The sequence below is a fragment of the Marisediminitalea lipolytica genome (genome assembly GCF_001758465.1).
Classification (GTDB): domain Bacteria; phylum Pseudomonadota; class Gammaproteobacteria; order Enterobacterales; family Alteromonadaceae; genus Alteromonas; species Alteromonas lipolytica.
Map to the genome: position 1 here is coordinate 21,619 of NZ_MJIC01000021.1, position 26,337 is coordinate 47,955.

Annotated in this window: 27 protein-coding genes; 9 read left to right on the plus strand and 18 right to left on the minus strand. The window is 49.8% G+C overall.

Annotated elements, in window-relative coordinates; genetic code table 11:
• Window positions 1-206: 206 nt before the first annotated feature.
• Window positions 207-1,439 (minus strand): kynureninase, encoded by a 1,233-nt coding sequence (gene kynU / locus BFC17_RS21595; RefSeq protein WP_070178605.1) that lies wholly within the window; start codon window positions 1,437-1,439, stop codon window positions 207-209.
• Window positions 1,439-2,275 (minus strand): alpha/beta hydrolase, encoded by an 837-nt coding sequence (locus BFC17_RS21600; RefSeq protein ID WP_070178606.1) that lies wholly within the window; start codon window positions 2,273-2,275, stop codon window positions 1,439-1,441. The genes kynU and BFC17_RS21600 overlap by 1 nt, the downstream gene beginning before the upstream one ends.
• A gap of 294 nt (window positions 2,276-2,569) precedes the next feature.
• Here BFC17_RS21600 and BFC17_RS21605 point away from each other — a divergent pair, with 294 nt between their 5' ends.
• The gene (locus tag BFC17_RS21605) at window positions 2,570-3,001 is read left to right on the plus strand and encodes a hypothetical protein (protein WP_070178607.1); all 432 of its coding nucleotides are present in this window, start codon (window positions 2,570-2,572) and stop codon (window positions 2,999-3,001) included.
• Between the two features lie 11 nt (window positions 3,002-3,012).
• On the plus strand, window positions 3,013-3,333 hold the full coding sequence (locus BFC17_RS21610) for a helix-turn-helix domain-containing protein (protein ID WP_070178608.1): 321 nt from the start codon (window positions 3,013-3,015) through the stop codon (window positions 3,331-3,333).
• A gap of 19 nt (window positions 3,334-3,352) precedes the next feature.
• Here the strand turns inward: BFC17_RS21610 and dnaB are convergent, their stop codons facing one another.
• Window positions 3,353-4,741, minus strand: a complete 1,389-nt coding sequence (gene dnaB, locus BFC17_RS21615; RefSeq protein WP_070178609.1) for a replicative DNA helicase — start codon at window positions 4,739-4,741, stop codon at window positions 3,353-3,355.
• A gap of 133 nt (window positions 4,742-4,874) precedes the next feature.
• On the opposite strand from dnaB, the gene BFC17_RS21620 reads away from it, so the two are divergent.
• Both BFC17_RS21620 and BFC17_RS21625 read left to right on the plus strand, forming a co-directional pair.
• A complete protein-coding gene (locus BFC17_RS21620; protein WP_070178610.1) occupies window positions 4,875-6,053 on the plus strand; it encodes an NHL repeat-containing protein in 1,179 nt (392 codons plus the stop codon).
• A 164-nt stretch (window positions 6,054-6,217) separates the two neighbouring features.
• Window positions 6,218-7,342 (plus strand): DmpA family aminopeptidase, encoded by a 1,125-nt coding sequence (locus tag BFC17_RS21625; protein ID WP_070178611.1) that lies wholly within the window; start codon window positions 6,218-6,220, stop codon window positions 7,340-7,342.
• 22 nt (window positions 7,343-7,364) lie between these two features.
• Here the strand turns inward: BFC17_RS21625 and BFC17_RS21630 are convergent, their stop codons facing one another.
• The 4 genes from BFC17_RS21630 to BFC17_RS21645 form a co-directional block, all read right to left on the minus strand.
• A complete protein-coding gene (locus BFC17_RS21630) occupies window positions 7,365-7,616 on the minus strand; it encodes a hypothetical protein (protein ID WP_070178612.1) in 252 nt (83 codons plus the stop codon).
• A gap of 273 nt (window positions 7,617-7,889) precedes the next feature.
• Complete coding sequence (locus tag BFC17_RS21635; RefSeq protein ID WP_175439616.1) at window positions 7,890-8,858, minus strand: DUF4097 family beta strand repeat-containing protein; 969 nt, start codon at window positions 8,856-8,858, stop codon at window positions 7,890-7,892.
• A gap of 22 nt (window positions 8,859-8,880) precedes the next feature.
• Window positions 8,881-9,363: a hypothetical protein gene (locus BFC17_RS21640; protein ID WP_070178614.1), complete on the minus strand. Its 483-nt coding sequence runs from the start codon at window positions 9,361-9,363 to the stop codon at window positions 8,881-8,883.
• Complete coding sequence (locus tag BFC17_RS21645; RefSeq protein WP_070178708.1) at window positions 9,356-9,928, minus strand: RNA polymerase sigma factor; 573 nt, start codon at window positions 9,926-9,928, stop codon at window positions 9,356-9,358. Before BFC17_RS21645 ends, BFC17_RS21640 begins: the two co-directional genes overlap by 8 nt.
• A gap of 158 nt (window positions 9,929-10,086) precedes the next feature.
• On the opposite strand from BFC17_RS21645, the gene BFC17_RS21650 reads away from it, so the two are divergent.
• The 4 genes from BFC17_RS21650 (at window position 10,087) to BFC17_RS21665 (ending at window position 12,512) form a co-directional block, all read left to right on the plus strand.
• Window positions 10,087-10,725: an MOSC domain-containing protein gene (locus BFC17_RS21650; RefSeq protein ID WP_070178615.1), complete on the plus strand. Its 639-nt coding sequence runs from the start codon at window positions 10,087-10,089 to the stop codon at window positions 10,723-10,725.
• A 7-nt stretch (window positions 10,726-10,732) separates the two neighbouring features.
• Window positions 10,733-11,128 carry a gamma-glutamylcyclotransferase family protein gene (locus BFC17_RS21655; RefSeq protein WP_070178616.1) on the plus strand — a complete coding sequence of 132 codons (396 nt, stop codon included), beginning with the start codon at window positions 10,733-10,735 and terminating at the stop codon, window positions 11,126-11,128.
• A gap of 103 nt (window positions 11,129-11,231) precedes the next feature.
• A complete protein-coding gene (locus BFC17_RS21660) occupies window positions 11,232-11,771 on the plus strand; it encodes a glycoside hydrolase family 108 protein (RefSeq protein ID WP_070178617.1) in 540 nt (179 codons plus the stop codon).
• Window positions 11,772-11,786: 15 nt separating this feature from the next.
• Complete coding sequence (locus BFC17_RS21665; protein WP_070178618.1) at window positions 11,787-12,512, plus strand: 3TM-type holin; 726 nt, start codon at window positions 11,787-11,789, stop codon at window positions 12,510-12,512.
• A 78-nt stretch (window positions 12,513-12,590) separates the two neighbouring features.
• Here BFC17_RS21665 and rplI read toward each other — a convergent pair whose 3' ends face one another.
• Genes rplI through rpsF form a run of 3 tightly spaced genes read right to left on the minus strand, consistent with a single transcriptional unit; the run spans window position 12,591 to window position 13,700 of the window.
• The gene (gene rplI, locus BFC17_RS21670; RefSeq protein ID WP_070178619.1) at window positions 12,591-13,043 is read right to left on the minus strand and encodes a 50S ribosomal protein L9; all 453 of its coding nucleotides are present in this window, start codon (window positions 13,041-13,043) and stop codon (window positions 12,591-12,593) included.
• 27 nt (window positions 13,044-13,070) lie between these two features.
• Window positions 13,071-13,298: a 30S ribosomal protein S18 gene (rpsR, locus tag BFC17_RS21675; protein ID WP_070178620.1), complete on the minus strand. Its 228-nt coding sequence runs from the start codon at window positions 13,296-13,298 to the stop codon at window positions 13,071-13,073.
• 12 nt (window positions 13,299-13,310) lie between these two features.
• Window positions 13,311-13,700 carry a 30S ribosomal protein S6 gene (gene rpsF / locus BFC17_RS21680; protein WP_070178709.1) on the minus strand — a complete coding sequence of 130 codons (390 nt, stop codon included), beginning with the start codon at window positions 13,698-13,700 and terminating at the stop codon, window positions 13,311-13,313.
• 270 nt (window positions 13,701-13,970) lie between these two features.
• Here rpsF and BFC17_RS21685 point away from each other — a divergent pair, with 270 nt between their 5' ends.
• Window positions 13,971-14,627 (plus strand): SDR family oxidoreductase, encoded by a 657-nt coding sequence (locus BFC17_RS21685; RefSeq protein ID WP_070178621.1) that lies wholly within the window; start codon window positions 13,971-13,973, stop codon window positions 14,625-14,627.
• 1 nt (window position 14,628) lies between these two features.
• On the opposite strand, the gene BFC17_RS21690 is transcribed toward BFC17_RS21685, so the two are convergent.
• The 8 genes from BFC17_RS21690 to BFC17_RS21725 all read right to left on the minus strand — a co-directional run bounded on the left by BFC17_RS21690 (window position 14,629) and on the right by BFC17_RS21725 (window position 26,329).
• The gene (locus BFC17_RS21690) at window positions 14,629-18,966 is read right to left on the minus strand and encodes a hypothetical protein (protein ID WP_070178622.1); all 4,338 of its coding nucleotides are present in this window, start codon (window positions 18,964-18,966) and stop codon (window positions 14,629-14,631) included.
• A 172-nt stretch (window positions 18,967-19,138) separates the two neighbouring features.
• The gene (locus BFC17_RS21695; RefSeq protein WP_070178623.1) at window positions 19,139-19,777 is read right to left on the minus strand and encodes a LysE family translocator; all 639 of its coding nucleotides are present in this window, start codon (window positions 19,775-19,777) and stop codon (window positions 19,139-19,141) included.
• A 128-nt stretch (window positions 19,778-19,905) separates the two neighbouring features.
• The gene (locus BFC17_RS21700; protein ID WP_083271892.1) at window positions 19,906-20,664 is read right to left on the minus strand and encodes a 3-keto-disaccharide hydrolase; all 759 of its coding nucleotides are present in this window, start codon (window positions 20,662-20,664) and stop codon (window positions 19,906-19,908) included.
• 52 nt (window positions 20,665-20,716) lie between these two features.
• Window positions 20,717-21,334: a gluconate 2-dehydrogenase subunit 3 family protein gene (locus BFC17_RS21705; RefSeq protein WP_070178625.1), complete on the minus strand. Its 618-nt coding sequence runs from the start codon at window positions 21,332-21,334 to the stop codon at window positions 20,717-20,719.
• Between the two features lies 1 nt (window position 21,335).
• Complete coding sequence (locus BFC17_RS21710; RefSeq protein ID WP_070178626.1) at window positions 21,336-23,021, minus strand: GMC oxidoreductase; 1,686 nt, start codon at window positions 23,019-23,021, stop codon at window positions 21,336-21,338.
• A gap of 54 nt (window positions 23,022-23,075) precedes the next feature.
• Entirely contained in the window at window positions 23,076-23,996 is a 921-nt protein-coding gene (locus tag BFC17_RS21715; RefSeq protein ID WP_070178627.1) for a hydroxypyruvate isomerase family protein, read from the minus strand.
• Window positions 23,989-25,212 carry a nucleoside permease gene (locus BFC17_RS21720; RefSeq protein ID WP_070178628.1) on the minus strand — a complete coding sequence of 408 codons (1,224 nt, stop codon included), beginning with the start codon at window positions 25,210-25,212 and terminating at the stop codon, window positions 23,989-23,991. Before BFC17_RS21720 ends, BFC17_RS21715 begins: the two co-directional genes overlap by 8 nt.
• 58 nt (window positions 25,213-25,270) lie before the next feature.
• Window positions 25,271-26,329, minus strand: coding sequence for a sugar phosphate isomerase/epimerase family protein (locus BFC17_RS21725; RefSeq protein ID WP_070178629.1), 1,059 nt, complete (start codon window positions 26,327-26,329; stop codon window positions 25,271-25,273).
• Between the last annotated feature and the right edge of the window lie 8 nt (window positions 26,330-26,337).

Here is a 26,337-nt window from a genome sequence, read left to right on the forward strand (position 1 = left end):
CAACGAATCGTTCCGTTTACAGAAATACACTGAAGGTTTGATTGCAGGTGTTACGAGATTATTGCGCATACTCAGGCTGGTCTGGCCTGAGACGTGATTAAATTTCGTTCATATTAGTTAAAACTAAAACTCGATGTGTGTCAAAAGCAAAAGTCAAACGGGCGCAAAATTCCTTAACATTTAACATTTGGCTAACCAAACGCCGTTTAAGTAACCGTTTGCTGTAACCTGAAACGGGCTTCAAGGTACCTTTGCTCTTCAATGAGGCACTTTAACTTTTCACACGCCTCCCAAACTGCCTGAAAACTAATATACAGTGGCGCAAACCCCACCCTTAACCGATCCGGCGCTCTGAAGTCGGCAACGACACCGGCCTCGATCCACGCCTGACAAATGGCATAGGCATGCTCATGGCGAAAGGCAAGTTGACTGCCACGTTCTTTTGCTGCGGAGGGCGAAACGCAAGGCAGCACGCTATCTAGCTCCAGCACACGTAAACATTCCAGAAAAAACTCCCCCATAGCCATGGATTTTTGCCTGACCTGCAATATATCCACGTCTTTCCACACCGACAACGCAGCCTCTAACACACTCATAGCGATCACCGCCGGTGTACCTGACAGGTTTTGCTTTACCCCTGCCGCCGGTGCATAAGCCGAACCGAACGTGAAAGGGGAAGCATGGCCCATCCAACCACTCACAGGCTGTTTAAATTGTTGCTGATGCCGCTTAGCTACGTAAATAAACGCCGGCGCACCAGGGCCGCCGTTCAGGTACTTATAGGTACATCCCACAGCAAAATCAGCTTCATGGGCATCGAGATGCACTGGCAGGGCCCCTGCCGAATGCGCCAGATCCCACACCACCAGAATCCCTTTAGCGTGTGCAGTGCGGGTAATTTCTTTCATGTCCAGCAAACGACCAGAGCGAAAGTTAACCTGAGTGAGTAAAAGCACTGCAATACTTTCATCCAGCATCGCCTCAATGCTTTCCTCATCCACCAGAACTAACTCGCATCGGTCTTCGCCCAGTTGCTCACTTAGGCCCTCTATGGTGTAAATATCAGTCGGGAAATTATCTGAGGTAGTCATCACCTTGCGCCTTCCCGGTTGCATACGGATAGCACCACTTAACACCTTAAACAGATTCACCGAAATAGAGTCACAACAAATCACCTGCCCCGGCGCAGCGCCAATCAGCGGCGCTATCTGCTCACCGCATTGTTGCGGTAAGTCGATCCAGGCATGTTTGTTCCAACTGGTAATTAAATCCTGCCCCCATTGCTGAGTCACTACCTCAACCGCTCGCTGCTTCGCAGCCACAGGCAAAGGTCCAAGAGAGTTACCATCCAGGTAAATAACGCCTTCCGGTAAACAAAATTGCTCTCGAAAGGATGCAAGACAGTCCTGCTCATCCAGCTTTTTCGCCACCGCCTGCATTACCTGGCTCCTTTATTTAACACGTTTAATAACTGCTGATAGGCTGCTGTGTGCTGGTGTAACCAGTCAAAATGACCAGCACCGGCAACAATTATCGGTTTACTGCCCACCAGTTCGCTCTGAGACAATGGCACTATGGCATCAGCATCGCCCTGCAATAAAGTGACCTCAGCGACTATTTGTTGTGTAGTCGGTGTCGCCGCGGCGTAAGCCTGTGGTTGTTCTTCAGGTGTGCCGTTAAAAAATAATGGCGTGGCAGTCTGACAACTATTATCTCCCTGTGCATAAGAAACAGGGTCGGTAATGGCAGCTAGCCCGATAACGCCTTCGACAGGAAACGTCACGGATTGTGCGGCCAGTAAAGCCAGATGCCCACCGGCAGAATGCCCCGCCAGATAAACTGGCACATTCTGCGGTAAGTCTTTATCAATCCACTGTTTGATTTTGGGCAAAGCCTGATTGATATCATTTAAACTACCCGGCCAGCCTCCACCTTCATCGCCGGTTCGGCGATACTCGATTGCAAACGTGGCCACACCTTGTTTTGCCAACGCGGTAAACAGCCCGCGGGCATGAGTATAGTCATAAGCATTGAGCCAGCAGCCACCATGAATAAAAACCATGATTGTGCGTGGCTGTTCTGCCGTCGGCCAGTAATAGATGCGCTGCAACTTATCCTTGCCATAAGACTGACTGGCTGGTGCAATCCGGTAAGGCTGCTCGATAATATCGCTGTAAGGCAAATTGGCGTTGAGCGTTTGAGAGTCTGTCGGTGTGCTGTTACACCCCATAACCATTAACACCATTGCCAGTACTACGAGTACCTGCTTGTTCACGACTTACTTCTCCCAAACTGCCTTAAAATTAACCCCGAAAGAGTATCTATTATCAACTTGCGGCGCAACCAAAGCGCAAAAAAGACAAAAAGTTAGTAAGCACAAACATACAGCATATACATTAAAAAATAATAACTGTCATAACAAATGTCATATGCAGACAGCCCGCCAGTCACAGCGCTGTCGTCACACTGCAGTGACGATTTATGGTGCAATAATGCGGTACTGAACAAAGGTACGGTTTTACCTGGTAACTTGAATTCACTGCAAATAGATAGGTATGGAGTACAGACTATGGCAAACTTAATTTCATCTGCGAACAACAAAAAAGACACAATGTCCTCAGCTAATTTTATTGATGGTTTCTGGTTTTACTTTCAGGATGGTGATTCCGATATCGCCGTGCACGGTTCTGCCTGGTCCGGTAAAGAAACGGTTTACGTTAACGATAATCCGGTGTCTTCCAAACGGGAACTTTTCAAACTGGTCAGTGAGCATGAATTTGTTCACAATGGCCACGAGTATCGTGTTCGCTATCATGTAAAAAGCTTAATTCGTGCAGACCTTGAATGTTCTGTTTACAAGGATGGCCAGTTGCTTGCTTCACAAACCAAAGGCGTTGTAAAAACAGCGAAACAAGGCTGGTTACATATTCTGAAGATGTTTGTGTTCGGCATGGTTTTTGGTGCGTCCGCAGCCGCTTTGATTAAGTATCTGACTGCATAAGGAGAAGTGCAGTGGAAATCGACGCGTTGCAGGTCAGGACGCTTCGCCAGCAACATCAGTGGACCCAACAGCAGTTGGCAGAAATGTGTGGCGTCAGCCTGCGGACTATTCAGCGAATTGAGAAAGAAGGCAATGCCGCAACGGAAACCGTAATGAGTTTATGCGCGGTATTTGAAATACCACAGCAAACGCTGCGTGTTGTGCCCGCACCTGACACAGAAACCTGGCAAACAGTCCGTGTGGGCAGGCAACTGTTCAGTATCCTGACGGCTTTGGTGATTGGTGTAATAAGCGGTGGTGCGATGATGTACTGGCTGTTGAGTACAACTTAGCCAAACAGATTACTCTAGCTTAGTATTCGTCAGGTACGTCAGGACCTGCGTAATTATCAAAACGCGAAAACTGGCCCTGGAAGGTTAGCCGGCAAGTACCGATAGGGCCGTTACGTTGCTTACCGATAATAATTTCGGCAACCCCTTTGTACTCACTGTTTTCGTGATATACCTCATCACGGTAAATAAACATGATCAAGTCGGCGTCCTGCTCGATAGAGCCGGATTCACGCAAGTCCGAGTTAACCGGGCGTTTGTCGGCCCGTTGTTCCAGACTCCGGTTAAGCTGAGACAGTGCAATCACCGGGATATTCAGCTCTTTCGCCAGTGCTTTAAGTGAACGTGAAATTTCCGCGATTTCCAACGTACGGTTGTCACTTAACGCAGGTACGCGCATCAGCTGCAGGTAGTCCACCATGATCATGCTTAGCCCGCCCCGCTCACGCGCAAGTTTACGGGCCCGGCTGCGCACATCCATGGGAGTTAGACCAGAAGAGTCATCCACGTAGATGTTGTCTTTTTCCTTAAGCATTGCCATGGTGTTGGAAATCCGCGCCCAGTCTTCATCATCGAGCTGAGCGGTACGAATTTTGGTTTGATCCACGCGGCTCAATGATGCCAGCATACGCATCATGATCTGTTCTGACGGCATCTCAAGACTGAATACCAGCACAGGCTTATCTTCGGCCAGCATGGCATTTTCTGCCAGGTTCATGGCAAAGGTGGTTTTACCCATGGACGGACGAGCCGCGACGATAATCAAATCAGAAGGTTGCAGACCACTGGTTTTTTTGTCCAGATCACTAAAGCCGGTAGTAACCCCGGTAACTTCCCGGTTATCCTTAATCAAGGCTTCCAGACGGTCGATGGTTTTACCTAACACCGACTCAATGCTTTGCGGGCCTTCAGATGCGCCGGTGCGACGTTCGGCAATTTCAAATACCTTACTCTCGGCCATGTCGAGAATATCAGCACTGTCACGCCCTTCCGGATTGTAACCTACTTCGGCGATTTCATTGGCAACACCAATAAGCTCACGGGTAATGGCACGCTCACGAATAATTTTGGCGTAGGCTGTTACGTTAGCGGAGCTGGGCGTATTGCGCGCCAGCTCACCTAAGTAAGCAAAGCCTCCCGCATCTTCCAGCTGATCGTTATTTTCCAGCAGTTCGGAAACCGTAATCAGGTCCACCGGCTGACTTTGCGCCAGTAATTCTAATATCGCTTTAAATACGATTTGATGGGAGCGGTTATAAAACTCGGCATCTGTCACCAGCTCGGACACTTTGTCCCAGGACTCCGGATCAATCAGCATACTCCCCAACACAGCCTGCTCAGCTTCGATGCTGTGTGGCGGTATCTTGAGTTTTTCTACGCTTTTATCGGAACTGGCTGGAACGACTTTCACCTGACAGAAAACCTGATTTATTAACAAGAGCGGTATTATGCGACATTTGCCGCCCGGATTAAACGGAAAATGATCCAATCCCTCACACCGACAGTTATACTTAAGTTCAATCCAAAGGTCACAAGGGACAACCATGAATAAAACGGCGCTACTGTTTTTAAGCGGGTTTTTCACCAGTATGGTCAGTGCACAAAGTTCGCTGGTTGCACTGGAAAGCTATCCTGAACCCGGCGCATCCCATCCGCTCCCCGAGTTTAAAGTGGATGCCAGCTGGCCGCAGTTGCCCGATACCTGGATTATCGGTCAGGTCCCGGGGCTGGCCATCGATAAAAGCGATAACCTGTGGCTGTTACATCGGCCTAACTCGTTAAGTCCTTTGGATCTTGCCCTTGAACAATCCCCGCCTACAGGGGTGTGCTGTGAAGCCGCCCCGCATGTGGTGCAAATCTCGCCGCAGGGCAAGGTCCTGAACAGTTGGGGCGGCGAGAGCATAACGCCTGACATTGATGGCACCAACCAGTGGCCACAAACCGTTCATGGTCTGTTTGTAGATGACACCAACACCGTCTGGATTGGCGGCAATGGCAAGGGCGATCATGTCGTATTAAATTTTACTGCCGACGGCAAATTTATTCGACAGTTTGGTCAGCGCAACAAAACGGATGGCAATCAAAGTAAAGCGGCGCTGGGTAACCCGGCGGATATCTACCACGATACCCATACAACACAGGTGATGATCGCAGATGGGTATATTAATAAGCGTATTATTGAATTTGATACGGCAGGTAACCACTTTTCACAGTATTGGGGGGCTTACGCCAGCCAGCCTGGCGGGGGAACCCGCGACGGCGACTTTGATGTGTCTCAGGCCACCGCTGGTGCCGACAATATCAATACTGATGCCCCTGACTTTGGCGATATCGTTCACTGTGTCACCCAATCGCAGAATGGTCTTATTTACGTCTGTGACCGTCGTAACAATCGTCTTCAGATCTTTAAAAACGATGAACAGGGTAACGCCCGGTTTGTGCGCGATTTAGTGATTGCAGGGCAGACCATGGGACTGGGTACCGCCACCGATGTGGCCTTTTCACCGGATAATAAATACCTCTACGTTGCCGACATGATGAATGGCCGTATCTGGGTGCTATGGCATGAAACCTATGAGCTGCTGGGCAGCTTTGGCCGCCCGGGCCGGTATCCCGGCCAGTTTACCTGGCTGCACAGCGTAGTGGCCGACAGCCAGGGGAATTTGTACACCTCAGAAGTTTCTACCGGTCGACGGGTACAAAAATTAGTGCTTATGCCATAAGCCATTCAGCACAGAGACGGGGCCGAATTACGGCTCTGTCTTCGCGTCGTTATCGGTTCTCCGTTCAGATACAAAGAAACACTCTCCTACTTCCCACAGTCAGCTATCCCAGGTTTATGCTATGGTGGTATTTTCGTTTTTACCTATCCATCAGGGATCACACAATGAAGTATCCATGGGCTATTCATTTCCTTGCCTGTATCGCTCTCTTATCAGCCAATGTCTCGCATGCCGAACAGCTTCGGGCCAGAGACTTAAACATTAAGCCCGGCGTCTTACCCACGGGTAAGCTCAACGCCATTACAGACGTGGCCGGTGTCAAAGTGGGCCACGTAACCTTGCATCAGGGCAAAGCACAGCACACGGGCGTGACTGCAATCATTCCGGCCAGTGGCAATTTACGCCAGAACAAAGTGCCTGCGGCGGTTTTTGTGGGCAACGGTTACGGCAAAATGGCCGGCATCAGCCAAATTCAGGAGCTGGGGGAAATTGAAACCCCCATTGTGCTCACCAATACCTTAAATGTGGCCGAGGGCATCGCGGGTGTGGTGGAGTGGACGCTGAAACAGCCCGGCAATGAGCAGGTGCGCTCAGTGAATGCCGTGGTGGGTGAAACCAACGACGGCTACATTAATGATATCCGTGCCAGATTTATTACCCCGCAACAGGTTATTCAGGCCATTGAAAAAACTGGTAATGGCGCCGTTGCAGAAGGCAATGTCGGCGCAGGTGCCGGAACCCGCGCGTTTGGTTTTAAAGGCGGCATTGGCACCAGTAGCCGAAAACTGCCCGTAAGCCTGGGTGGCTATACTCTTGGCGTGCTTGTACAGAGCAACTTTGGCGGCATTTTGCAAATCGATGGTCAGCCGATAGGTGAAAAGCTTGGCCAGTATTACCTGTCAGAAGCGCTCAACAATGATAGCTCAGCAGACGGTTCGATTATGATAGTGGTGGCCACTGATGCGCCGCTGTCAGATCGTAACCTCTACCGCCTTGCTAAGCGGGCTATGGGCGGTGTAGCCAGAACAGGCGCTAGCCTGACCAACGGTTCCGGCGATTACGTTGTCGCGTTCAGTACCGCGGAGGCTTTGCGCCGCAGCGAAAAAGACACTACTCACCTTGCTCCGTCCTTGTCGAACAACGAAGTGTCTCCGTTGTTTCAGGCAGTGATAGAAGCTACCGAAGAGGCTATTTATAACAGTTTACTGATGGCCGAAGATGTGGACGGACATCGCGGTAAAACCCAGGCTTTACCCATTGGTAAAGTTAAAGCCTTGTTAAGTCAGTAACTCGCCACAGACTTGAAGGGCCTCACTTCATGTGCACTTTACCGCCTATCATTTTATAGGCGGGCACGCCCCGAATTAGCGTATCCCGTGCGAATTCCTGCCCACAGCCGGGGCACTGGCAAGGTATTGAGGTGTAGTCTTCGACAATGCGTTCTTTAAAACACTTTACCAGTGCACCCTTACCACCTTTGCGGTACTTAAATAATGGCGCTTTACACTGTAAACAGAATATCTGCACGGTTTTAACCGGGCCTTTTGCATTGGGTTTTGCCATTGGCTTGTGAAATGATCAATAGGCTGGTCAGGGTAACAAAGTTTTCCGTGAAGATCCCTGTTGACACGCCTGTTGGTTGAGTAAAGCTGTTCGGGAGATACCGGATAGATACTTCGTATCTTCCGGTATGACAGTAAAGGGAGATCCCGGATGATTTCTTGCGAAATCTCCGGGATGACATATGAAAGAGCAGTTTAACTGAGCCAGCCTTTTCGGGGGATCCCGGATGATTTCTTACGAAATCTCCGGGATGACTCTCGGTCAGTAACTAAGTTACTGACCGAGAGTCACCTTACCATTTACGGTGGAGACTCTTACCCGGGCGTTGCCTCTGCCCTGGGTAAAATCAATCCACTGGCCGGGGCCATATTTGGCTTTATTGACTTTATCGTCACTCAACTTATTAATGATCTTACCTCCGGCGTGAGCTTCCACCTCAAAGCGGGCTGAAACGTCTTTGTTAAAGGTCAGAGAGATACTGCCGCCGACAGTGTCTACTTCAACATCGGCATCTGCCTTTAAGCTCATTGACACCCGTGCATCACCGTTTACTGAGGTCATTTCCAGATCACTCACTTCCCCCAATTGCAGTGAAGAATCACCGTTTACGGTTTCAACTTTTACTTCCGGGCTAACACTTTGCAGATCAATTTTGCCATTCACGCTGACCACTTCGAACGGTTCGGCACTGTCATGTTCAGCTTCGATATTGCCATTAACCGCCTCAACCTGAAGCATGCCGGTAATCGCCTTCAGCTCAATATCACCGTTCACCGATTCGATACTGACTTTGCCGCCAAGATTACGCCCTTCGATATTGCCATTCACCACTTCGACAGAAGTACCGCCCTGAGGCCCATCCACTTTCACGTTGGCATTGAGCGCTTCATAGGCGAATCGGCTGCCAGCAGGAACATACACGGTTAAATCATCCTTGGCTTCATCGTCATCTTCCCAACGATAATGGTTATTTTTCACTTCGACATCGATAACTACCGAGTTACCCCGCTTTTCAAAGGTAAACTCTTCCGTCAGCGAGCCTAGTTTGCCGGTGATTCGGACCTGATTTTTATCCCAGGTTTTAATCTCCGCTTTACCGTACACATGTTCCATTTCGACAAAGGGTTTACTGCCGGTATCCAGGGTTTTATCGATTTTTTCTTGCGCAAAGGCATTACCGGATAACAACACGCCAGCCAGTGCGGCGCTCCAGCAAAGCTTTTTAACTATGTTTGATATCATTAAGGTCTGCATAATTCACCTATTAAATTTGTTGCCATTTTGGCGCGTGCACTCGCTCAATCAGGTCAATTTGTTGTTGATAAACGCTTTGCAACATTCGCAATAGCGCCATGTTATTGGGGTCATTTTTAAGTGCCGCTTTTATCGCTTCTGCCGCTGACTCCAGCTCGGTAAGTTGCCCTTGCCAGTTGTCGGCCAGCGCATTCTGGTCCTGATAGGCCACCAGCAATGAGGCTTTTTGCGACTCAAACTGCTTACTCATTTGCGCGACTACTGTTGGATTAGGAGTGTTTACCGGTACCTGGCTCTGGCTCATAAACAGCCAGACCAACACCGCAGGAACAATCAGCCCTGCAGCCACAGCCACAGGCCAGCGGTTAGGCTTGCGTTCTTCCTGCGCCCCCGTCAGGGCCAGTTCGATACCCGGCCATAAATCCCGCGATGGTGTTAGCTCATTGGGTAACGCTTCGAGCTGCTCTTTCATTTTTTTCGACTGGTTATTCATGACTATCTCCTAACCACTCCTCTAATAAGGTTCTTGCTCTGTGGTACTGGGCTTTACTGGTGCCAGTTGCCATATTCAGCATGCGGCCAATTTCGTCGTGGCGGTAGCCCTCAATTGCGTGTAATACAAACACTAACCTCGCTCGCTCCGGCAGTTTTACAATACACTTATCCAGCGCCGAGATATCACAGGCAGGCTCGGCACGCAGTTGCTGCTCGAATTCTTTTTCTAAAGAAAACATACGCTTGAACCAGCCTCGCTGTTTGCGCAGATAATCGATAGTCACATTGGCAGTGACGCTGTGTAACCAGGTTGAAAACTGACTCTTGCCCGAAAAATTAGTCAGCTTCTGCCACACCTGCACAAACACTTCCTGAGTAGCGTCTTCCGCCAGCGCGGCATCACCGGTTAAGCGATAACTCAGTGCGAATACCTGACCAACAAAACGCTCGTACAGCTGCCGGTAGGCCGCCATATCGCCTTGTTGTGCTGCCGCAATTTGTTGCTGCAACTGCTGTTGAGTGAATAACGTTCCGGCATTCACTACCTTTGCCTGCTCTGCCATCATAAGGTGTGTGTCTGTGTGCTCATTATTGGTGTTGTTAAAGGCTTAGTCGTTACTAAAACCCTGAAGGTTTAAACGAGTTAAAAATATTTTTAATGGTATTTCGTAATAACCTGAATTGATTACAATACAACCGTGCCTAAACAAAAGGAACCGTCATGAACATTGCCGCTCTTTATGCAGGAAAGCCTGCTCCGCTTGGTCCCCGTAACGCCCTGACAGCCATCTGTAAGCAACCGGTTGACTATCTCACCGTCCATAGCGACTGCACCGACGAGGATGACCAGGCGAATAAGCGCCTGCACGGCGGGCCGGAAAAAGTGTTGCATCAATACAGTCTGGCCGGGTACGCCTTAATTAGCGAGCATTATCCCACCCTGGCTGACAAAGCAGTGGCCGGCAGTATTGGCGAGAATATCTCCATTGAGGGCATGACCGATGAAACGGTTTTTATTGGTGATGTGTATGCCATGGGCGAGATAATTGTGCAGGTTGGCGCCCCACGAGCACCTTGCAATAAAATTAATCAGCGCTTCGAAACGCCTAACCTCGACCGCTTTACCGGTAATCACGGTATAACCGGGTGGTATTACCGGATACTGCAAACAGGTGTGCTGCGCACCGGTGACAGCGTATCTCTGGAGCAACGTGCAACCAATACGGTCAGTGTCGGCGAATTAATGCGTTCAGTCTATAATCCGGATTACTTTGAAAATGCCAGACAGATTGTAGAACTGGAAGTGCTGGATGACGAGTGGCGGGGAAAATGCGAGAAGGCCCTGAGTAAAGTCGGATAACTCACCCATGCGCTTTACCGGCAAACAGCCTTTCTTTTGTTATGGCACCTTGCTGCTTGCCCGCTACCAGCGGCTGTTATTCGCACAACGTTTACCGGTAACACCCGCCACATTATACGGCTGGCGTATGCGGCTGGGATATGATGGATACCGCTATATTTCACCCGCCCCTCATCATCGCGTTACGGGAGGCGTGATATGGCTAACGCCACAACAGCAACAGGCTGCCGACCGCTGGGAAGACGTTCCTTACTATCGGCGTGAATCACTCAGGGTAAAAGCACGCTCCCGCATACTCAATGTACAGGCCTACACCAGACGCTTTGCTAAAGGGCGGTCCTGTCCGCCTCAGCTGTATTCCACGCATTCAGCCGGCAGGTTAACCCTGCGCCCTTTTCGTTAACCCACAGGTCAATCGAACAAAATTCAATCATCACAGTGGCATACTCTGCCTTTTGGGTGTTTAATTATTAACCACACACCCGGTTACCATAGCAGGAGGCAAGATGGATGTTGCAACAATGATTGACGAAATACTCGTTAAGGAAGGCGGATACGTTAATCATCCCGCCGACCGGGGCGGCCCGACTAATTTTGGGATCACGCAAAAGACCCTTTCTCGCTATCTCGAGGTGGCTGTTACGCCAGACATGGTGAAGGCGATGGATGTGGATACCGCCAAGGACATCTATGAGCTGAATTACTATCGCGTCCCACGCATCGATAAATTACCACCATCGCTACAACCCTTTCTGTTTGATAGCGCGGTGAATCATGGTCCGCGCCGGGCCATCAAATTTTTACAGGAAGTCTGTAATGACGCAGGCTATGGCCCGTTGGTCATTGATGGACTCATGGGCCCCAAAACCAAAGCCCAGGCTTTTGCCTGCCTGCAGGAACTTGGTGACTGGATGGTGGTTGCTCTGGTTGAGGAGCGCCAGATGTTTTATGCCGATATTGTCACCAATGACGCCAGCCAGAATGTGTTTTTAAAGGGTTGGCTGGCCCGCGCCCGCAGCTTTTTACCGGATTATCAGGTGGCATAACCCAGGAGCAGACCCATGAGTAAATTATTTGAAAATCCTATTTCTGCCATCACTGACTCGGTATCCAGAGGCGTAGAAACCGTTGCCGGCGTATTTACTACCAACAAAGAAAAAGAAGCACAGCGCTCCGCAGACGAACAAATGGCATTGCTAAAAACCTATCAGGCCGAATTTAACGCCAGGCAAAACCGCACCTGGGCAGACTCCGTTGCCGATGCGTTTAACCGCCTGATTAGGCCTATGATCGTTACCCTGATTTTGTTTATTTTTGTGATTGCTTATTTTTCACCTTCACGACTGGCCGCGATCACTCAGGCTTTCAGCACCATTCCTGAAGGCTACTGGACACTGCTAAGCGTGATCATTGCCTTTTACTTTGGTGGCCGTATGCAGCTTAAGAGTCAGCAGTTTAAATTCAACGAAACCCAGGCGCAGGCGGTAAAAGCGCTAATCGAAACTAAAGCGGAATTTCGCAAACTGGAAATGAACAATGATGAGCCGGACAAGGTGTTCGGCGATACCCTGGCTAAACAGTCAGAATTTGATGTATCCAGAGCCAATCAGGTTAACCCGGTTGTCGAAGCCGCACTGACACACGTAAAACAAGAGGGTGCCAATAGCCCTGATAAGCCTGCAAGTGTTGAGGCGCTGAAAGCCAAAATAGCCGAAATGCAGCAGGAAGATGAAGAACAAGTGATAAGCAGGCGGCGCTTTGGCCCACGAAAACTTGGCCGCCGCTAGGCTTTTAGCAAGCCGGAATTGTTTTTACAGGCATAAAAAAACCGCGCTGATGCGCGGTTTTTTCAAATCACTTAGCGCTTACGCCTGAGCGATAATTACAACTTTAGCAGTTGCCATTACGTCAGAGTGTAATTGCAGGTCGATGTCGTACTCGCCAGTTTCACGCAGTGTACCAGTAGGCAGTTTAACTTCTGCTTTAGCTACTTCTACGCCAGCTGCAGTAATCGCGTCGGCGATGTCCTGAGTACCAACGGAACCGAACAGTTTGCCTTCTTCACCAGCTGGTGCGGCAATAGTTACTTCGCCAAGCTCAGCAACTTTTTCGGCACGCGCCTGAGCAGCAGCCAGCTGTTCAGCGATTTTCGCTTCCAGCTCTGCGCGACGCGCTTCAAATTTTTCAACGTTTGCTTTAGTTGCAGGAACCGCTTTACCTTGTGGGAAAAGGAAGTTACGTGCAAAACCAGCTTTAACAGTGACAGTGTCACCCAGACCGCCTAAGTTGGCGATTTTATCCAGTAGAATGATTTCCATCGATGCTACCCCTTATTCTTCGCCAAATTACTTATGAGAGTCAGTGTACGGAAGCAGTGCAAGAAAACGTGCACGCTTGATAGCACTAGACAGTTGGCGCTGATATTTAGCGCTGGTGCCGGTAATACGGCTTGGTACAATTTTACCGCTTTCAGTTACGTAGTTTTTTAACGTAGCGATATCTTTGTAATCAATCTCAACAACACCTTCTGCAGAGAAACGGCAGAATTTACGACGTCTAAAAAAACGAGCCATGGTTAATTCTCCTTATTCTTCGCTTGCTGCAGGACGTTCTGCACGCTCGCCACGAGGGGCAGAATCTTCACGACGTTCGCGACGCTCTTCCTTCATCATAGGAGAAGCTTCAGTTACCGCACCTTTGGTACGCATAACCATGTTACGCAGGATAACATCGTTGAAACGGAAAGCAGTTTCCAGCTCAGCAACAGCTTCAGCAGTCGCTTCAGCGTTGATCAGAACGTAGTGTGCTTTATGCAGTTTTTCGATTGGGTAAGCCAGTTGACGACGGCCCCAGTCTTCCAAGCGATGGATTTGTCCGCCATCTGCTTTCAGGATTGTGGTATAACGCTCGATCATACCAGGTACTTGTTCACTCTGGTCAGGGTGAACCATAAATACGATTTCGTAATGACGCATTAATACGCTCCTTACGGTTGTAGCCTCGCGCAGTACAGCCAGCTGCATGGAGACAAGGAACTTAGTTGGTTAGCTGTAAGGGCGCGCATTATATAGAGCTTATCCACACTGCACAAGCTTTATTCAACGGTTAGGCTGGAATTATCCACTTGCGCAATGGGCCTGAGTCATTGCCTGTTACTCCTGATCCCTCAGCAAAAGGTAGAAATCCGGCCAGGCAATCCCAATCAATATAGTTAATTCAGTGATTTAATTAAGTCAGGAGGCTATATGAGCCGGATATTTTTTGTTGGTGCTACCGGAAAAGTGGGTCATCGATTATTACCGCAACTGATTGCTCAGGGCCACAAGGTAACGGCACTACATCGTAAGCCCGAACAAGCAGAAAAGCTGGCTGCACAGGGTGCGACACCCGTTCAGGGCGATATGATGGAGCTGACCGGAAGCGACTACGAAACTCTGCTAAAAGGCCACGATACCATTATCTTTTCTGCTGGCGCAGCTGGCAGCGGTAAAGAACGCACGGGCAAAATCGATGGCGAAACGCCGCCGTTACTTGCCAAAATTGGCCTGGAGGTGGGTGTTAAACGCTTTTATTTAGTTTCTGCGTTTCCTGAGTCGGCCAGGAATGACAATCTTGGCGAGGGCTTTGAATACTACATGAAGGTGAAAAAAGAGGCTGACGCCAAACTGGTTAAGTCTGCACTGGACTGGGTAATAGTGCGCCCAGGCACTTTACTGGATGAAGAGGCTGATAATAAGGTGAGCCTCGACTACGCGCTCACCTATGGCAAAGTAAAACGAGGTAATGTGGCCAATACGCTGGCAGCGCTGATTGCCCAACCTGCTATCACCCGCCAGATACTGGAGTTAACCGATGGCGATGAGGCTATTACCGATGCCATAGGGCGAATCACAACGGCCTGAACTATTCGATATCGCTGCCTGCCCCGCCTTTTAGCAGGCTGAGGTTTTTCAGTAGTAGCGGGATCAGTCCCAGTGCAGCGGTCGCTACGCTCAACAAGGTATTGAGTGAGCTACCGCTGGAATACACAAATATAACCACCAGTACCAGCAGCATCGCAAATACCGGGATTCGCAGCACGCTCCAGGCGCCGGTATCGGCATTATCCAGCCAGACATTGATCACCTGCTCGTTTTCAGCAGTCAAAACAAACTGCCGGAAACTCTCAGTTATTATCGACCACCCTTTATCACGGTATAAGTAGCCCCGGCGCACCAACCGCTCGATAACCACCGCATTAGCGGGATTTATACTTGCACCGTTAGCCAGCTTCCACTGGATCAGTTTTTCCTGACGGGTACACTCTTCCCACTTCCGCCGGTATAAGGCGCCTGCGTTCGTTAGCATAAATTCAATCACCTGTTCCGGCTCCCAGAAATCAGCAACCGAATCTGTTCCTTCTGCTGTATCAGCACCGCTAAATTTGCGTAATCCGTTGGTTTGCTCTCTCAGAATCGCGCTTAAATGCGCAATCTCGGGCCAGGCCTGGCATTCATAATAAATCAATTGCTCAACATCGTAGGGGTTACTCAAGCGCCGTTTCTGAACCGGTGACCAGGCATAATGTTTGGTAAATTCAGAAAACAGTTTACTCCAACCGGCTTTTTCATCACTGGACAGCGCGTTGTCGTCACTGGCCTCCACTTCGTACGCACAAGGGTTTAGTAACCGGTATAAAGGCGCCGTTTCGGCAATAACCAGCAGGGAAATACCCGGTAAATTATGCAATTGATATAAAAATGACAGTGCATGGCGACGTAAGGACGAACAGGTACTGACCTGTTCTACGGCTGAAATCGCCACGATAACCGGGCTCTCAGAATGTCCATGAATAGCCTGCTGCACCTCGGCCAGAAAGTACCCGCCGTTATCGCTACCGCTCAAACATTCCGGCAGCCGGAATACCCGGTTTTCGTACACCGTTATTGTCTGACACTTTAATGCCTCTTCTGCCTGTAAACGTGTCGCATTCAGCACCAGCAGCGAGCCTTCGCTATTGTACTTTAAACACTCACCGATATCAGGAAACTTCGCCTTGTTATCCTGATACTCTGTGCAGTGAGGCAACACGCGGAACTGATCCTGTAAATGCTCGCCCATTAACCGTTGCACCAATAGCTGACGTACCGACAGATAAATCCCCAATGGCAGCCCCAAAAACATGATTAAGGCAATCACAGGCCCGCTACCTTCCTGCGCAGCGGCAAGCATGAGTAAGTCGGCGCGGTAAACCAACTCATCATCATGCGCCGCACCGCGCCGTCCTTCATAGGTAAGATCCTGTTTGGCCGCAAAGGTCAAATGGCTGATAAACTCGGTCTGGCTTGGCGTAATACTGAATATCGCATTAAAGAAACTGTCTGGCCGGATGGTTTCTTCAGTCGGCTGAGGATTAATCAGCACCCAGCTTTTACAGTTAATGCCACAGTCAGATACGGTGGCGGCCTGAATAGCTGGCGGGTAAAAGCTGCTGATTAATTCAGGGAGTTTATAGTCACTTATCAGCACGCATGGAAAAGCGCTTGCTGAGCCAGGATTGCAGGGCGTGGCATTAAGGAAGCTGAGATAGTCCTGATAGCCAAACTGATGCTGTAACATGCTTTGCTTAATATGGCTGGCTTCAAAGCTTGCCTGGCGCTGGAGCAGGTAATCATGTGCGGTAAAGGCAATTAATGACGCGGGCACAGCCGCAGCCAGATAAAGCAACCCGGTTAAATACCAGATATAGCCGGCCGTGTACCGGCGTTTTTCTATCGCCCGATTATCCCGTCGGCGGCAAGATATGAAGGTGTCCGGTTTACCCCACACGCGGAAGGATTCAACCGCCATAGCGACCAGAAAAATGCCCAGCACGGAAAACAGCTGATTAGCCTGAATCAGCTCGCGCTGAGCCCCGGAATAGTCCAGCATATCCACACTGAATAACAGCAATGGGATGGCCAGGAGCCAGGTTTGTGGTCGTCGCCAGAACGAACTGTATGAGGCATCGAAAGTAAATTGCCGGATCAGGAATAAACCTATCAATGCGCAAGCAGCCGCCCACATTACCAGGCGACTGGTAAATGGCAGCACAACCCCCGTTTGGTACTGCAAACACAAAGCGGTGGCAAACAAAATCAAGGCATAGCTTTTATAGCGTTTGAGGTGCTGCGTGTCGAAATAACAGATATCCTGCCAGAACCGTTGCAGCATCAGATATCGCATCACCGCAAAGGCAGGAATAATCACCAGCATAAACAAAAATACGGCCATAAAAACCAGTATCATGTTGTTGGTTTGCAGCGACTCAGGATTAAAGAACACCACCAGCCGCCAGGGAATAGTATTGTGTTCTGGTGCAGCGGCATCCTCTGCCTGCATAGGGCCTATTAATACCGTATGCGGACTGCCCTTATAATCCAGTTTCATCAGCGTTGGGGATGCCAGCTGATTATGCCGCGAGGCAACAAGTAACTCTGGGTTTCGATTTGTCTCAGTGAAAAAGTTTTCGATAAGACTCAGCGAATCGTCACTGTGAAACAGCACATTGCCGGCTTCATCGATTACCGCAAAACCAAAATTGTTAGGCATCACTCTGTCAACCAGACTGCCAAACCGGGTACCGGCAATGATCAGCTGTGGCTCAGACTGGTCCGTATCGTCTTCGGCTTTCTGAAACCCCATCTTCTGATAACTTGAAAAGGTTTGGGATAAACGGAACTGGCTGTATGCTTCAACACTAAAGGGGGCGGGTTCGGCAGAAAATTTGCCGGCGGCAAAAGGAATAGAGAGCATGGCATTCTTACGTCCGTCTTCAATATTAAAAACCCGCTGAATAAAAAAGTTCGAGGTGGCCTCACCAGCCGGTTCGGTGAGTTGCCAGAACTGCCCTGCCAGACCGGCTTTTACGTAATTTCGCTTTGCCAAATCAATGGCCTGCTCAAACACCAGGTGCTCAGAGCTGTACAGCACGGGAAAGTCGCTGCTAACCTGCCCTTTGGCGTTGATCACCGCTACTGTCTCAACAATTCGTTTGCGCGCCAGTCCACCAGCAGAAGCATTGCTATCAGCGGTCAGCGATTGCTGACATATCTGATTATCGTAAACTGCATTTTGTTGATCAGGCGAGCGATGACGCCTGCAGGAATCATCCGTTGCCTGCTGGACAATCGATAATACCGTGCTGACTTCCTGCACGAAGTCATTACTGATTTCCCGATGTAATATACTCAGTTGCTGTGCCTTAACGGTTTCAAAATAGTTAAAGAACAGCTCCTGTATCCAGCCGATGGTGACAATGCCAATAGCCACCACAATACCCAGCATTATCTGACTCTTATCGCCTCTGGCAATAGCATGCGTGGTACTGATATAACGGAGTTTAATAAGCGGTGTAATGGCAATTAAAAACAACAACCCCAGAATTAACCACATCAGCAGTGTGGGGGATAATTTAAGCTTTTGTTGGTTAATCGCGCTTTTTTCAATCACGCCGATCAAATACAGCTCTTGCCCGGCACTCGTTAAGGAAGACGCCATGATGGGGTGCACATACACCCTGAAATCATTATCGCTTACCTGAGTATCAATAAAGTTTGTCCCCTCAATAACCGGCGTAAATGCGGTTGTCTCATCTTCCGTATGGATCGGTGCAGGATGCAGATGGGTAATCCGCTTGATCAGTAAATCTGTTTCGTCACTGAGTTGTGAGGCATGATTAACTACCGACAGCACTTTGCCTTCGGCCTCAACTAACGCCACGGTTTGAAAACGGGCAATCCGCTGTCGCAGCGAATCACTCACCGAGCTGGTCAGGTGCAACTGGTAAAAGGTGTCCGGCTCCGCTGTGTTGTCACAGGGCTTGTTGATGACAAAGCTGGCCTGATCAAACGACGGGATGGATAACGCATAAGGTTCGGGGTTACGAGCGCTCACCACACCGCTGTCGACCAGCCGGATATCAGCCAAATCATCAGAGACCCCCAGCTTATCAATCGCCGTTTTTATGGACTCGTCATTAACACCACAGGTCGATACTGCCGATGTATCAGAAAGGATATATTGAGAAGTAATCTTTACCTTATCGAAACTGCGGTGCAGCGTTCCTTCGATTTGCTTAAGCTCACGAAATAGTAAGGTATTCAGGGTGTCCTCGTTGCTATCCATTTTAAAGTAATAGATAACACCGGAAATAATGGTGCCCAGAGCCAGCACCAATGCGATGAACAGCAGCTTGGAAAGATTACGTTTGAATGGCGTCATAAGCGTCCTGCTGTATAACGTTACATCCTATCGGTATCGAACAGCAGTAACCACCAAACGTTATAGTTGTTGTTATTTTATCTGTACAAATATCAACCAGAGCATAGCCCTACTCTTCGATTAGTTCAACCGTCCAGTTTGTTCAACTGCACAGGCGTATCCGAAAATTCAGCTAGGCGCTGGCCAGCCCCAGTTTCACCGCGAAGAACACAAATAATCCGCCGGCCGCTTTATTCAGCCAGAAACTCAATCCGCCAATACCGGCCAGGCGGTTTCGCAGCCACACCGTACCAATCACCAGCAACAGGCACCAGGATGTTCCGGTTAAGGTAAAGATACCGCCCAGGGCCAGAAACATTTGCGTTTTATCGGCCACATCAGCCGGAATAAACTGCGGGACGAAGGCCAGAAAGAACAGCGCCACCTTGGGGTTAAGTACATTAGTTAAAAAGCCGCCGGTAAAAATCCGTTTTAAACTGGCAGGTTTGAGCTTGCTGCTCCCGGTTTCGGGTTTCGAGGTCTCACGTTTAGCCATCAGCATGGCAAAGCCCAGGTAAAGCAAGTAGACACATCCCGCTACCTTGATCAGCGTAAAGGCCCAGGCCGATGTAGCCAGTAAAGCGCTTAATCCTAACGCTGCGCCAACAATATGCACACTGACACCAGACATGATACCCAGTAACGCCACTACGCCTGCTCTACCCCCCTGTGTGGCACTTCTGGCGATAATGTACAAAGAGTCCGGCCCCGGCAGAATGTTGAGTAACAAACAGGCAAAAATAAAGGGAATAACATTGATGGCGTCCAACATAGCCGGCTTCTGATTACCAAAGTGATAGGATTAAATTACTCCAGCTGTCCAGCCCTCGCAATCCCTTTTACTGGCAATCAGAACAAAAAGCCCGGTGCTTAAACCGGGCTTGTTATCGTGCTTTTCTGTTACAGCTCGCGTAGCCAGATGTTTCTGAAACTGACTAAGTTATCGTGATCCTGCAGCTGGATTGGTGCACAACCATGGGCTTGGTATTTTGGCGCACCAATCCATTCAGTGGTGCCCTGAATTTCCACATGGTTTTGTACCACAACCCCATTATGTATCACCGTCACATAGCCTGGTGTTTTCAGCTTTTCACCGCTGAATGTCGGCGCCGTAAAGATGATGTCATAGGCCTGCCATTCACCCGGTGGGCGCGTGGCGTTTACCAGCGGAATGGTTTGTTTATAAACCGATGCAGCCTGGCCATTGGGATAGGTTTTATTATCATAAGAATCCAGTACCTGAATCTCATAACGTTCCTGGAAAAACACCCCGCTGTTGTTACGCAGCTGTCCGTCCATCCCCTCTTCAGGTTTAGGCGCGCGCCATTCCACGTGCAACTGCACATCACAAAATGACTGTTTGGTGCGGATGTTACCAGTACCTGGTTTAACCGTTACGGTATCGCCACCGAGTGTCCAGGCCGCTGCACCGCCCTTCACCGATTCCCAGGCGGACAAATCGGTGCCATCGAATAACACAATGGCGTCAGACGGCGCTTTGTTCACCGGCGTTGCTACCACGGCAGGCACCGGCTCCCAAACTTCTGTTTTTTGCGCCTGTTGCCAGGGCTCAAGTTTTTCCTCAGTCGCTGCACAGGCACTCAGCGTCGGAGCCAATAGCGCCACCGTGGCGATTGTTTTAAATACATTGTTGCGCATACCATGTGTCCTCATCTTAGGGCAAATTTAACCGCGAGCGGACTACCTGAAATCAGGTCGCCCAGGCTCTGTCACCTTTTTCGTAAGGCATGTCACCGTCAAATTTGCCAGGGATACCTACATAGCGCAGTACTTTGGTTGCACCAACTTCGGAGGTAAAAAACGTAAACAGGGTTAACTGCTTAAACATCGTAAAATAATGCGGTAACGGACTGGTGTCGTCGATATCGCGACTATTCGGGCGCTGGTTTACCGCGCCCCATAAATTACGCTGTGCATTATAGGCTTTGGCTTCCGTGTCTAACTCAGACAGCAGTTCAAAACGCTGGGCACTGCTTAGTGCCAGAAACGGCGTATCAAAACGCTCATCGCTGGCCAGATTAAGCTTACGCAGGCCATCTTTAAAGGCTTGTTGCTGAACCGGGGTATAACAATCAGCAACCAGCACCGCCATCATCTGCGCGCACTGAGCATCCTTTGCGCCGGGTGTGTCGGTGCGGGGCATGATGGTCTCAGCAATTTCGCTCATCAGGCTGATGTCTTCTTTATCAAGGCCCACTGTCGCTGGATCGCTGGCCGGTACTTTCAGGCCCCATGCCATGGCGTTGCTGCCAACAAACGCCGCTCCGGTGGCTGCGGCAATCATTTTGAGAAGGTCACGTCTTTCCATCTTAAATGTTCCCCTTTTTCAGTTCTTCAACGGCAAAGTTAGCCGCTCTGGCGGTTAATGCCATGTAGGTCAGTGATGGGTTAACACAAGACGCCGAGGTCATCGCGGCTCCATCGGTTACGAATACATTAGGTGCATCCCATACCTGATTGTGCGCGTTAAGCACGGATGATTTCGGGTCACGGCCCATGCGTGCACCGCCCATCTCGTGGATCCCCATGCCTGGAGCGTAGTCTGCGTCGTAACCGCGAACATTCTTAAGACCCATCTTCTCGAACATTTCCACCGCATCGTTCATCATGTCTTTGCGCATGGCATATTCGTTCTCTTTGATCTCAACGTCCATTTCCAGCACTGGTAAGCCCCACTTATCTTTCTGGGCTTTATTCAGATACACCTTGTTGTCATGGTTTGGCAGCATCTCACCAAAGGCCGTCATGCCAATTGACCAGCTGCCTGGCTCGCTGAGGGTATTTTTAAGATCGGCCCCAATGCCCATTTCTGCCACATTGCGGTTCCAGCCAGTACGACTTGCAGACCCCTGATAACCAAAACCGCGAACGTAATCGCGCTTATCATCGCCCCAGTTACGGAAGCGCGGGATGTAAAAGCCAGAAGGACGACGACCGTAATAATATTTATCTTCAAACCCTTCTACATCAGCCGAAGCACCCACGCGGAAGTGGTGATCCATAATATTATGACCCAGTTCACCACTACTGCTGCCCAGACCGCCGTCCCACACATCAGTGGCTGAGTTCATCAGCATCCACACTGAGTTTAACGCTGAGGCGTTGAGGAATACGATCTTGCTCTTAAATTCATAGGTCTGATTATTCTCTGAATCGAGAATTTCTACGCCGGTAGCGCGTTTCTTGTCTTTGTCGTAGAGCACCCGGGTCACAATCGAAAACGGACGTACGGTGAGGTTACCGGTTGCCATGGCCACCGGCAGCGTTGATGACTGGGTAGAGAAATAACCACCAAACGGACAGCCTAACCAGCACTTGTTACGATACTGACAGTTCACCCGGTTCTGCTCTGGCTTGGGTTCAGTCATATTGGCACAACGGCCATTAATGATATGGCGGGTGCCTTTAAACGCTTTCTGTAAGCGCTTGGCCAGGTCCTTCTCTACTACGTTTAATGGCATCGCAGGCTGATACTGACCGTCAGGCAATACATCCAGGCCATCGCGGTTACCGCTGATCCCCGCAAAGCGTTCTACATAGTCGTACCAGGGGGCCAAATCGTTGTAACGAATCGGCCAGTCAACGGCAATGCCCTCTTTGGCATTAGCCATAAAATCTTCTTCGTTTAAGCGGTAGCTCTGACGGCCCCACAACAGTGAACGACCGCCCACATGGTAGCCGCGGTACCAGTCAAAGCGTTTTTTCTCGACATAAGGAGAGGTCTGGTGGCTTTCCCACATACCGTAAGTCGACTCATTCAGCGGGTAATCACGTTTAATTACCGGCTCCAGTGCTTTCATTTCCTGGGTCGCCACATCACGGTGCGGATAATTCCACGCTTCGTTGTGCGCATTCACGTAGTCTTTGATGTGCTCAATGTTGCGTCCACGTTCCAGCATCAGCACTTTGAGCCCTTTTTCAGCCAGTTCTTTGGCTGCCCAACCGCCACTGATCCCGGATCCTACAACGATCGCGTCATAAACATTATCTGCCATTATTTCTCCCCTTAAATCGTGTCTTTCTTATGCCCGATTTTGTGTGTTGCCCAATCACACATCACAAATCAGAATGGCTTCGCGCAGCGATTCAATCTGACCCTGAATAGTTTTTGGGGTTGGAATAAATTCCTGAGCTACATATCCGTTAAAGCCCGTTGCATTTATCGCTTTGATAATGGCCGGATAAAAAAGCTCCTGGTTGTCGTTTATTTCATGTCTGCCGGGAACACCGGCGGTGTGATAGTGACCAAAGTACTGATGGTTTTCCCGAATGGTACGAATGATGTCACCTTCACTGATCTGCATATGATAAATATCATAGAGCAGCTTAAAATTAGCTGAACCTAACTGCCTGCACAGGGCAATGCCCCAGGCTGAGTTATCGGCAAAGTAATCAGGGTGATCCACCTTGCTGTTAAACAGCTCCATTTGCAGGATCACACCACGCTTCTCGGCATGGCCGATAATCCGCTTAAGCCCGGTCACGGCGTGTTGCAAACCGGCTTCCGGCGTTACGCCCCGCTTGTTACCACTAAAACAAATCAAATTGCGATAGCCCGCATCGGCAATTAAATCGATGTGTTTCAGATAACGTTCGGTTAGCACATCATGAAAGGCAGGATCGGCCCAACCGTCGGTCAGGTTAAGTTCTGCGCCATTACACATTGAACTGTCGATGCCATATTTTTTCAGCGTGGGCCAGTCGTCTGGCCCCACTAAATCAATCGCACTAAAGCCAATGGCTTTGGCCGCAATACACAACTCTTCTATGGTTAATTCGCTGTATGTCCAGCGCGCCACAGAGTGGTTGATATTGCCTTTGAGGGTTAACTTTGCAATGTCGTTTGGCAAAGCAGCTAACGCCGATGCGCTAAGGCTGGCACCGGTCATGCCCAGCACCAGCTTTTTCAGCACATCGCGCCGGGCATTCACCGTTGTTGCCGTTAACGGCAGTCCCTTAGGATCACGCATCTGCTTTAACGTCTTCTTGCTTAAATACCAGCAAGAACAGCACCAGAACCACCACGGCAAATGCGGCCGGGAACATCCAGATTTGTTGCCATGCATGGCCCGCATCACCGGCATAGTTATCGGTAATCTGACCGGCAACCCAGAAGCCCACCAGCATACCCACACCGTAGGTTGCCAGCGTGATCAGGCCTTGTGCCGCACTTTTCACTTTGTCGCCCGCTTTGGCGTTAGTGTAAATTTGGCCGGACACAAAGAAGAAGTCGTAACAAATACCGTGCAGTGCGATACCAATAATCAACAGGAACAAGCCAGATTCGGCGTCACCAATAGCAAACAAGGCGTAACGCAGTACCCAGGCAGCCATGCCCAGTAACAGGGTCATTTTGATACCAAAGCGGTTAAGGAATACCGGTAACGCCAGCATGAATAACACTTCAGATACCTGACCCAGGGTCATTTTACCGGTGGCATTTTCAACCCCGATTTCGGTTAAGAACGGGTTTGCATTCTGATAGTAAAACGCCAGTGGAATACAAATCAGGACACTTGAGGCAAAGAACACAAAGAAGTTACGATCTTTCAGCATCGCCAGCGCATCCAGGCCAAGCAACTGGCCAAGGCTGGCCGCTTCGGTGCCTTTCGCCGCAGGCGGCGTAGCTGGCAGGGTAAAGCTGTAGATCCCTAGGGCTAATGAAGCAATTGCACACAGCATAAAGGTGTTACGCAGCATCCCGTCAGCAATACCTTGCTGCGAGTCCCACGAGAATACGTAACTGATCACCAGACCCGCAACAATCCAGCCAATGGTGCCCCATACACGAATTTTACCAAATTCTTTGCTCGGGTCGGTCATCTGGCCAAATGAGACGGAGTTTACCAGCGCCAGGGTTGGCATGTAAGCAATCATGTAACCCAGTACGTAAGGGTAGAAGCCGGCAAAGTCGGTCGACATGTACATCATGTACATTAGTGCCGCGCCTACCAGGTGCAGAATGCCCAGAATACGCTCAGCATTAAAGAACCGGTCGGCAATCAGGCCAATGATAAACGGTGCAATGATCGCGCCCCATGACTGGGTCGAGAACGCCATACCAATTTCACTGCCCGACGCACCGAGCGTGCCGCCAAGAAAGGTTCCCAGCGTAACAAACCAACCACCCCAGATAAAAAACTGGAGAAACATCATAATACTCAGACGTATTGTTATTGTGTTCATAGGCTCCTCGCCAAATGTCTGTACTGACCGTACTTTTTGTACCAGTTACGTGTTGTTATTAATCTTTTAAACCCAGGATGCGGCGGTTACGTTCTTCGCTCGCCTCGGCGCCGGCAAAATCATCAAACGCATGCTTGGTAGGTTCAATGATATGGCTGGCAATAAACGGCGCGCCCTCGGCGGCACCCTGCGCAGAGTCTTTCAGGCAGCATTCCCATTCCAGCACTGCCCAGCCATCAAACCCGTACTGGGTCAGCTTGCTGAAGATAGATTTGAAATCAACCTGACCATCACCCAGTGAACGGAAACGTCCGGGACGTTCTTTCCAGTCCTCGTAGCCGCCGTACACGCCGGAGCGACCGGTAGGGTTAAACTCGGCATCCTTAACGTGGAACATTTTGATGCGATCGTGATAACGGTCGATAAAGTCCAGGTAATCCAGTTGCTGCAGCACAAAGTGGCTGGGGTCAAACAGAATGTTGGCACGCGGATGGTTATCCACGGCTTTCAGGAAACGTTCAAAGGTTGCGCCGTCGTGCAGGTCTTCACCGGGGTGAATTTCGTAGCACACATCCACGCCAGCTTCATCAAATGCATCCAGAATAGGCTTCCAGCGTTTAGCCAGTTCAGCAAAGCCTTGCTCAACCAGACCAGCGGGACGCTGCGGCCATGGGTAAACAAGGTGCCACAGCAACGCACCGGAAAAGGTTGCATGAGCTTTCAGTCCCAACCGTTCGCTTGCCTTAGCGGCAAACTTTAATTGCTCAGTTGCCCATTCCGTGCGTTCCTGCGGTTTACCGTGCAGGTGTTTGGGTGCAAAGTTATCAAACAGCTCGTCATAAGCCGGATGCACCGCCACCAGTTGACCTTGCAGATGCGTTGAAAGTTCGGTGATTTCAATGCCGGCATCGCGACAAATCCCCATCACTTCATCACAGTAGTCCTGGCTGTTAGCAGCCAGTTCTAAATTAAAAATATCGTCGTTGCCGGTAGGCATCTGAATGCCTTTATAGCCATTCTCAGCAGCCCACTTAACAATGGTATCCAATTTATTAAATGGCGCTTTATCACTAACAAACTGGGCTAAAAAGATAGCCGGGCCTTTAATTGCAGACATTGTTGTCT

Excerpts from the sequence above, each read along its gene's own strand:
- kynU (WP_070178605.1), bottom strand. The coding sequence starts at position 1,439 with ATGCAGGCGGTGGCGAAAAAGCTGGATGAGCAGGACTGTCTTGCATCC.
- BFC17_RS21605 (WP_070178607.1), top strand. The coding sequence starts at position 2,570 with ATGGCAAACTTAATTTCATCTGCGAACAACAAAAAAGACACAATGTCC.
- BFC17_RS21620 (WP_070178610.1), top strand. The coding sequence starts at position 4,875 with ATGAATAAAACGGCGCTACTGTTTTTAAGCGGGTTTTTCACCAGTATG.
- BFC17_RS21625 (WP_070178611.1), top strand. The coding sequence starts at position 6,218 with ATGAAGTATCCATGGGCTATTCATTTCCTTGCCTGTATCGCTCTCTTA.
- BFC17_RS21630 (WP_070178612.1), bottom strand. The coding sequence starts at position 7,616 with ATGGCAAAACCCAATGCAAAAGGCCCGGTTAAAACCGTGCAGATATTC.
- BFC17_RS21635 (WP_175439616.1), bottom strand. The coding sequence starts at position 8,858 with ATGATATCAAACATAGTTAAAAAGCTTTGCTGGAGCGCCGCACTGGCT.
- BFC17_RS21640 (WP_070178614.1), bottom strand. The coding sequence starts at position 9,363 with ATGAATAACCAGTCGAAAAAAATGAAAGAGCAGCTCGAAGCGTTACCC.
- BFC17_RS21645 (WP_070178708.1), bottom strand. The coding sequence starts at position 9,928 with ATGGCAGAGCAGGCAAAGGTAGTGAATGCCGGAACGTTATTCACTCAA.
- BFC17_RS21650 (WP_070178615.1), top strand. The coding sequence starts at position 10,087 with ATGAACATTGCCGCTCTTTATGCAGGAAAGCCTGCTCCGCTTGGTCCC.
- BFC17_RS21655 (WP_070178616.1), top strand. The coding sequence starts at position 10,733 with ATGCGCTTTACCGGCAAACAGCCTTTCTTTTGTTATGGCACCTTGCTG.
- BFC17_RS21660 (WP_070178617.1), top strand. The coding sequence starts at position 11,232 with ATGGATGTTGCAACAATGATTGACGAAATACTCGTTAAGGAAGGCGGA.
- BFC17_RS21665 (WP_070178618.1), top strand. The coding sequence starts at position 11,787 with ATGAGTAAATTATTTGAAAATCCTATTTCTGCCATCACTGACTCGGTA.
- rplI (WP_070178619.1), bottom strand. The coding sequence starts at position 13,043 with ATGGAAATCATTCTACTGGATAAAATCGCCAACTTAGGCGGTCTGGGT.
- rpsR (WP_070178620.1), bottom strand. The coding sequence starts at position 13,298 with ATGGCTCGTTTTTTTAGACGTCGTAAATTCTGCCGTTTCTCTGCAGAA.
- rpsF (WP_070178709.1), bottom strand. The coding sequence starts at position 13,700 with ATGCGTCATTACGAAATCGTATTTATGGTTCACCCTGACCAGAGTGAA.
- BFC17_RS21685 (WP_070178621.1), top strand. The coding sequence starts at position 13,971 with ATGAGCCGGATATTTTTTGTTGGTGCTACCGGAAAAGTGGGTCATCGA.
- BFC17_RS21690 (WP_070178622.1), bottom strand. The coding sequence starts at position 18,966 with ATGACGCCATTCAAACGTAATCTTTCCAAGCTGCTGTTCATCGCATTG.
- BFC17_RS21695 (WP_070178623.1), bottom strand. The coding sequence starts at position 19,777 with ATGTTGGACGCCATCAATGTTATTCCCTTTATTTTTGCCTGTTTGTTA.
- BFC17_RS21700 (WP_083271892.1), bottom strand. The coding sequence starts at position 20,664 with ATGCGCAACAATGTATTTAAAACAATCGCCACGGTGGCGCTATTGGCT.
- BFC17_RS21705 (WP_070178625.1), bottom strand. The coding sequence starts at position 21,334 with ATGGAAAGACGTGACCTTCTCAAAATGATTGCCGCAGCCACCGGAGCG.
- BFC17_RS21710 (WP_070178626.1), bottom strand. The coding sequence starts at position 23,021 with ATGGCAGATAATGTTTATGACGCGATCGTTGTAGGATCCGGGATCAGT.
- BFC17_RS21715 (WP_070178627.1), bottom strand. The coding sequence starts at position 23,996 with ATGCGTGATCCTAAGGGACTGCCGTTAACGGCAACAACGGTGAATGCC.
- BFC17_RS21720 (WP_070178628.1), bottom strand. The coding sequence starts at position 25,212 with ATGAACACAATAACAATACGTCTGAGTATTATGATGTTTCTCCAGTTT.
- BFC17_RS21725 (WP_070178629.1), bottom strand. The coding sequence starts at position 26,329 with ATGTCTGCAATTAAAGGCCCGGCTATCTTTTTAGCCCAGTTTGTTAGT.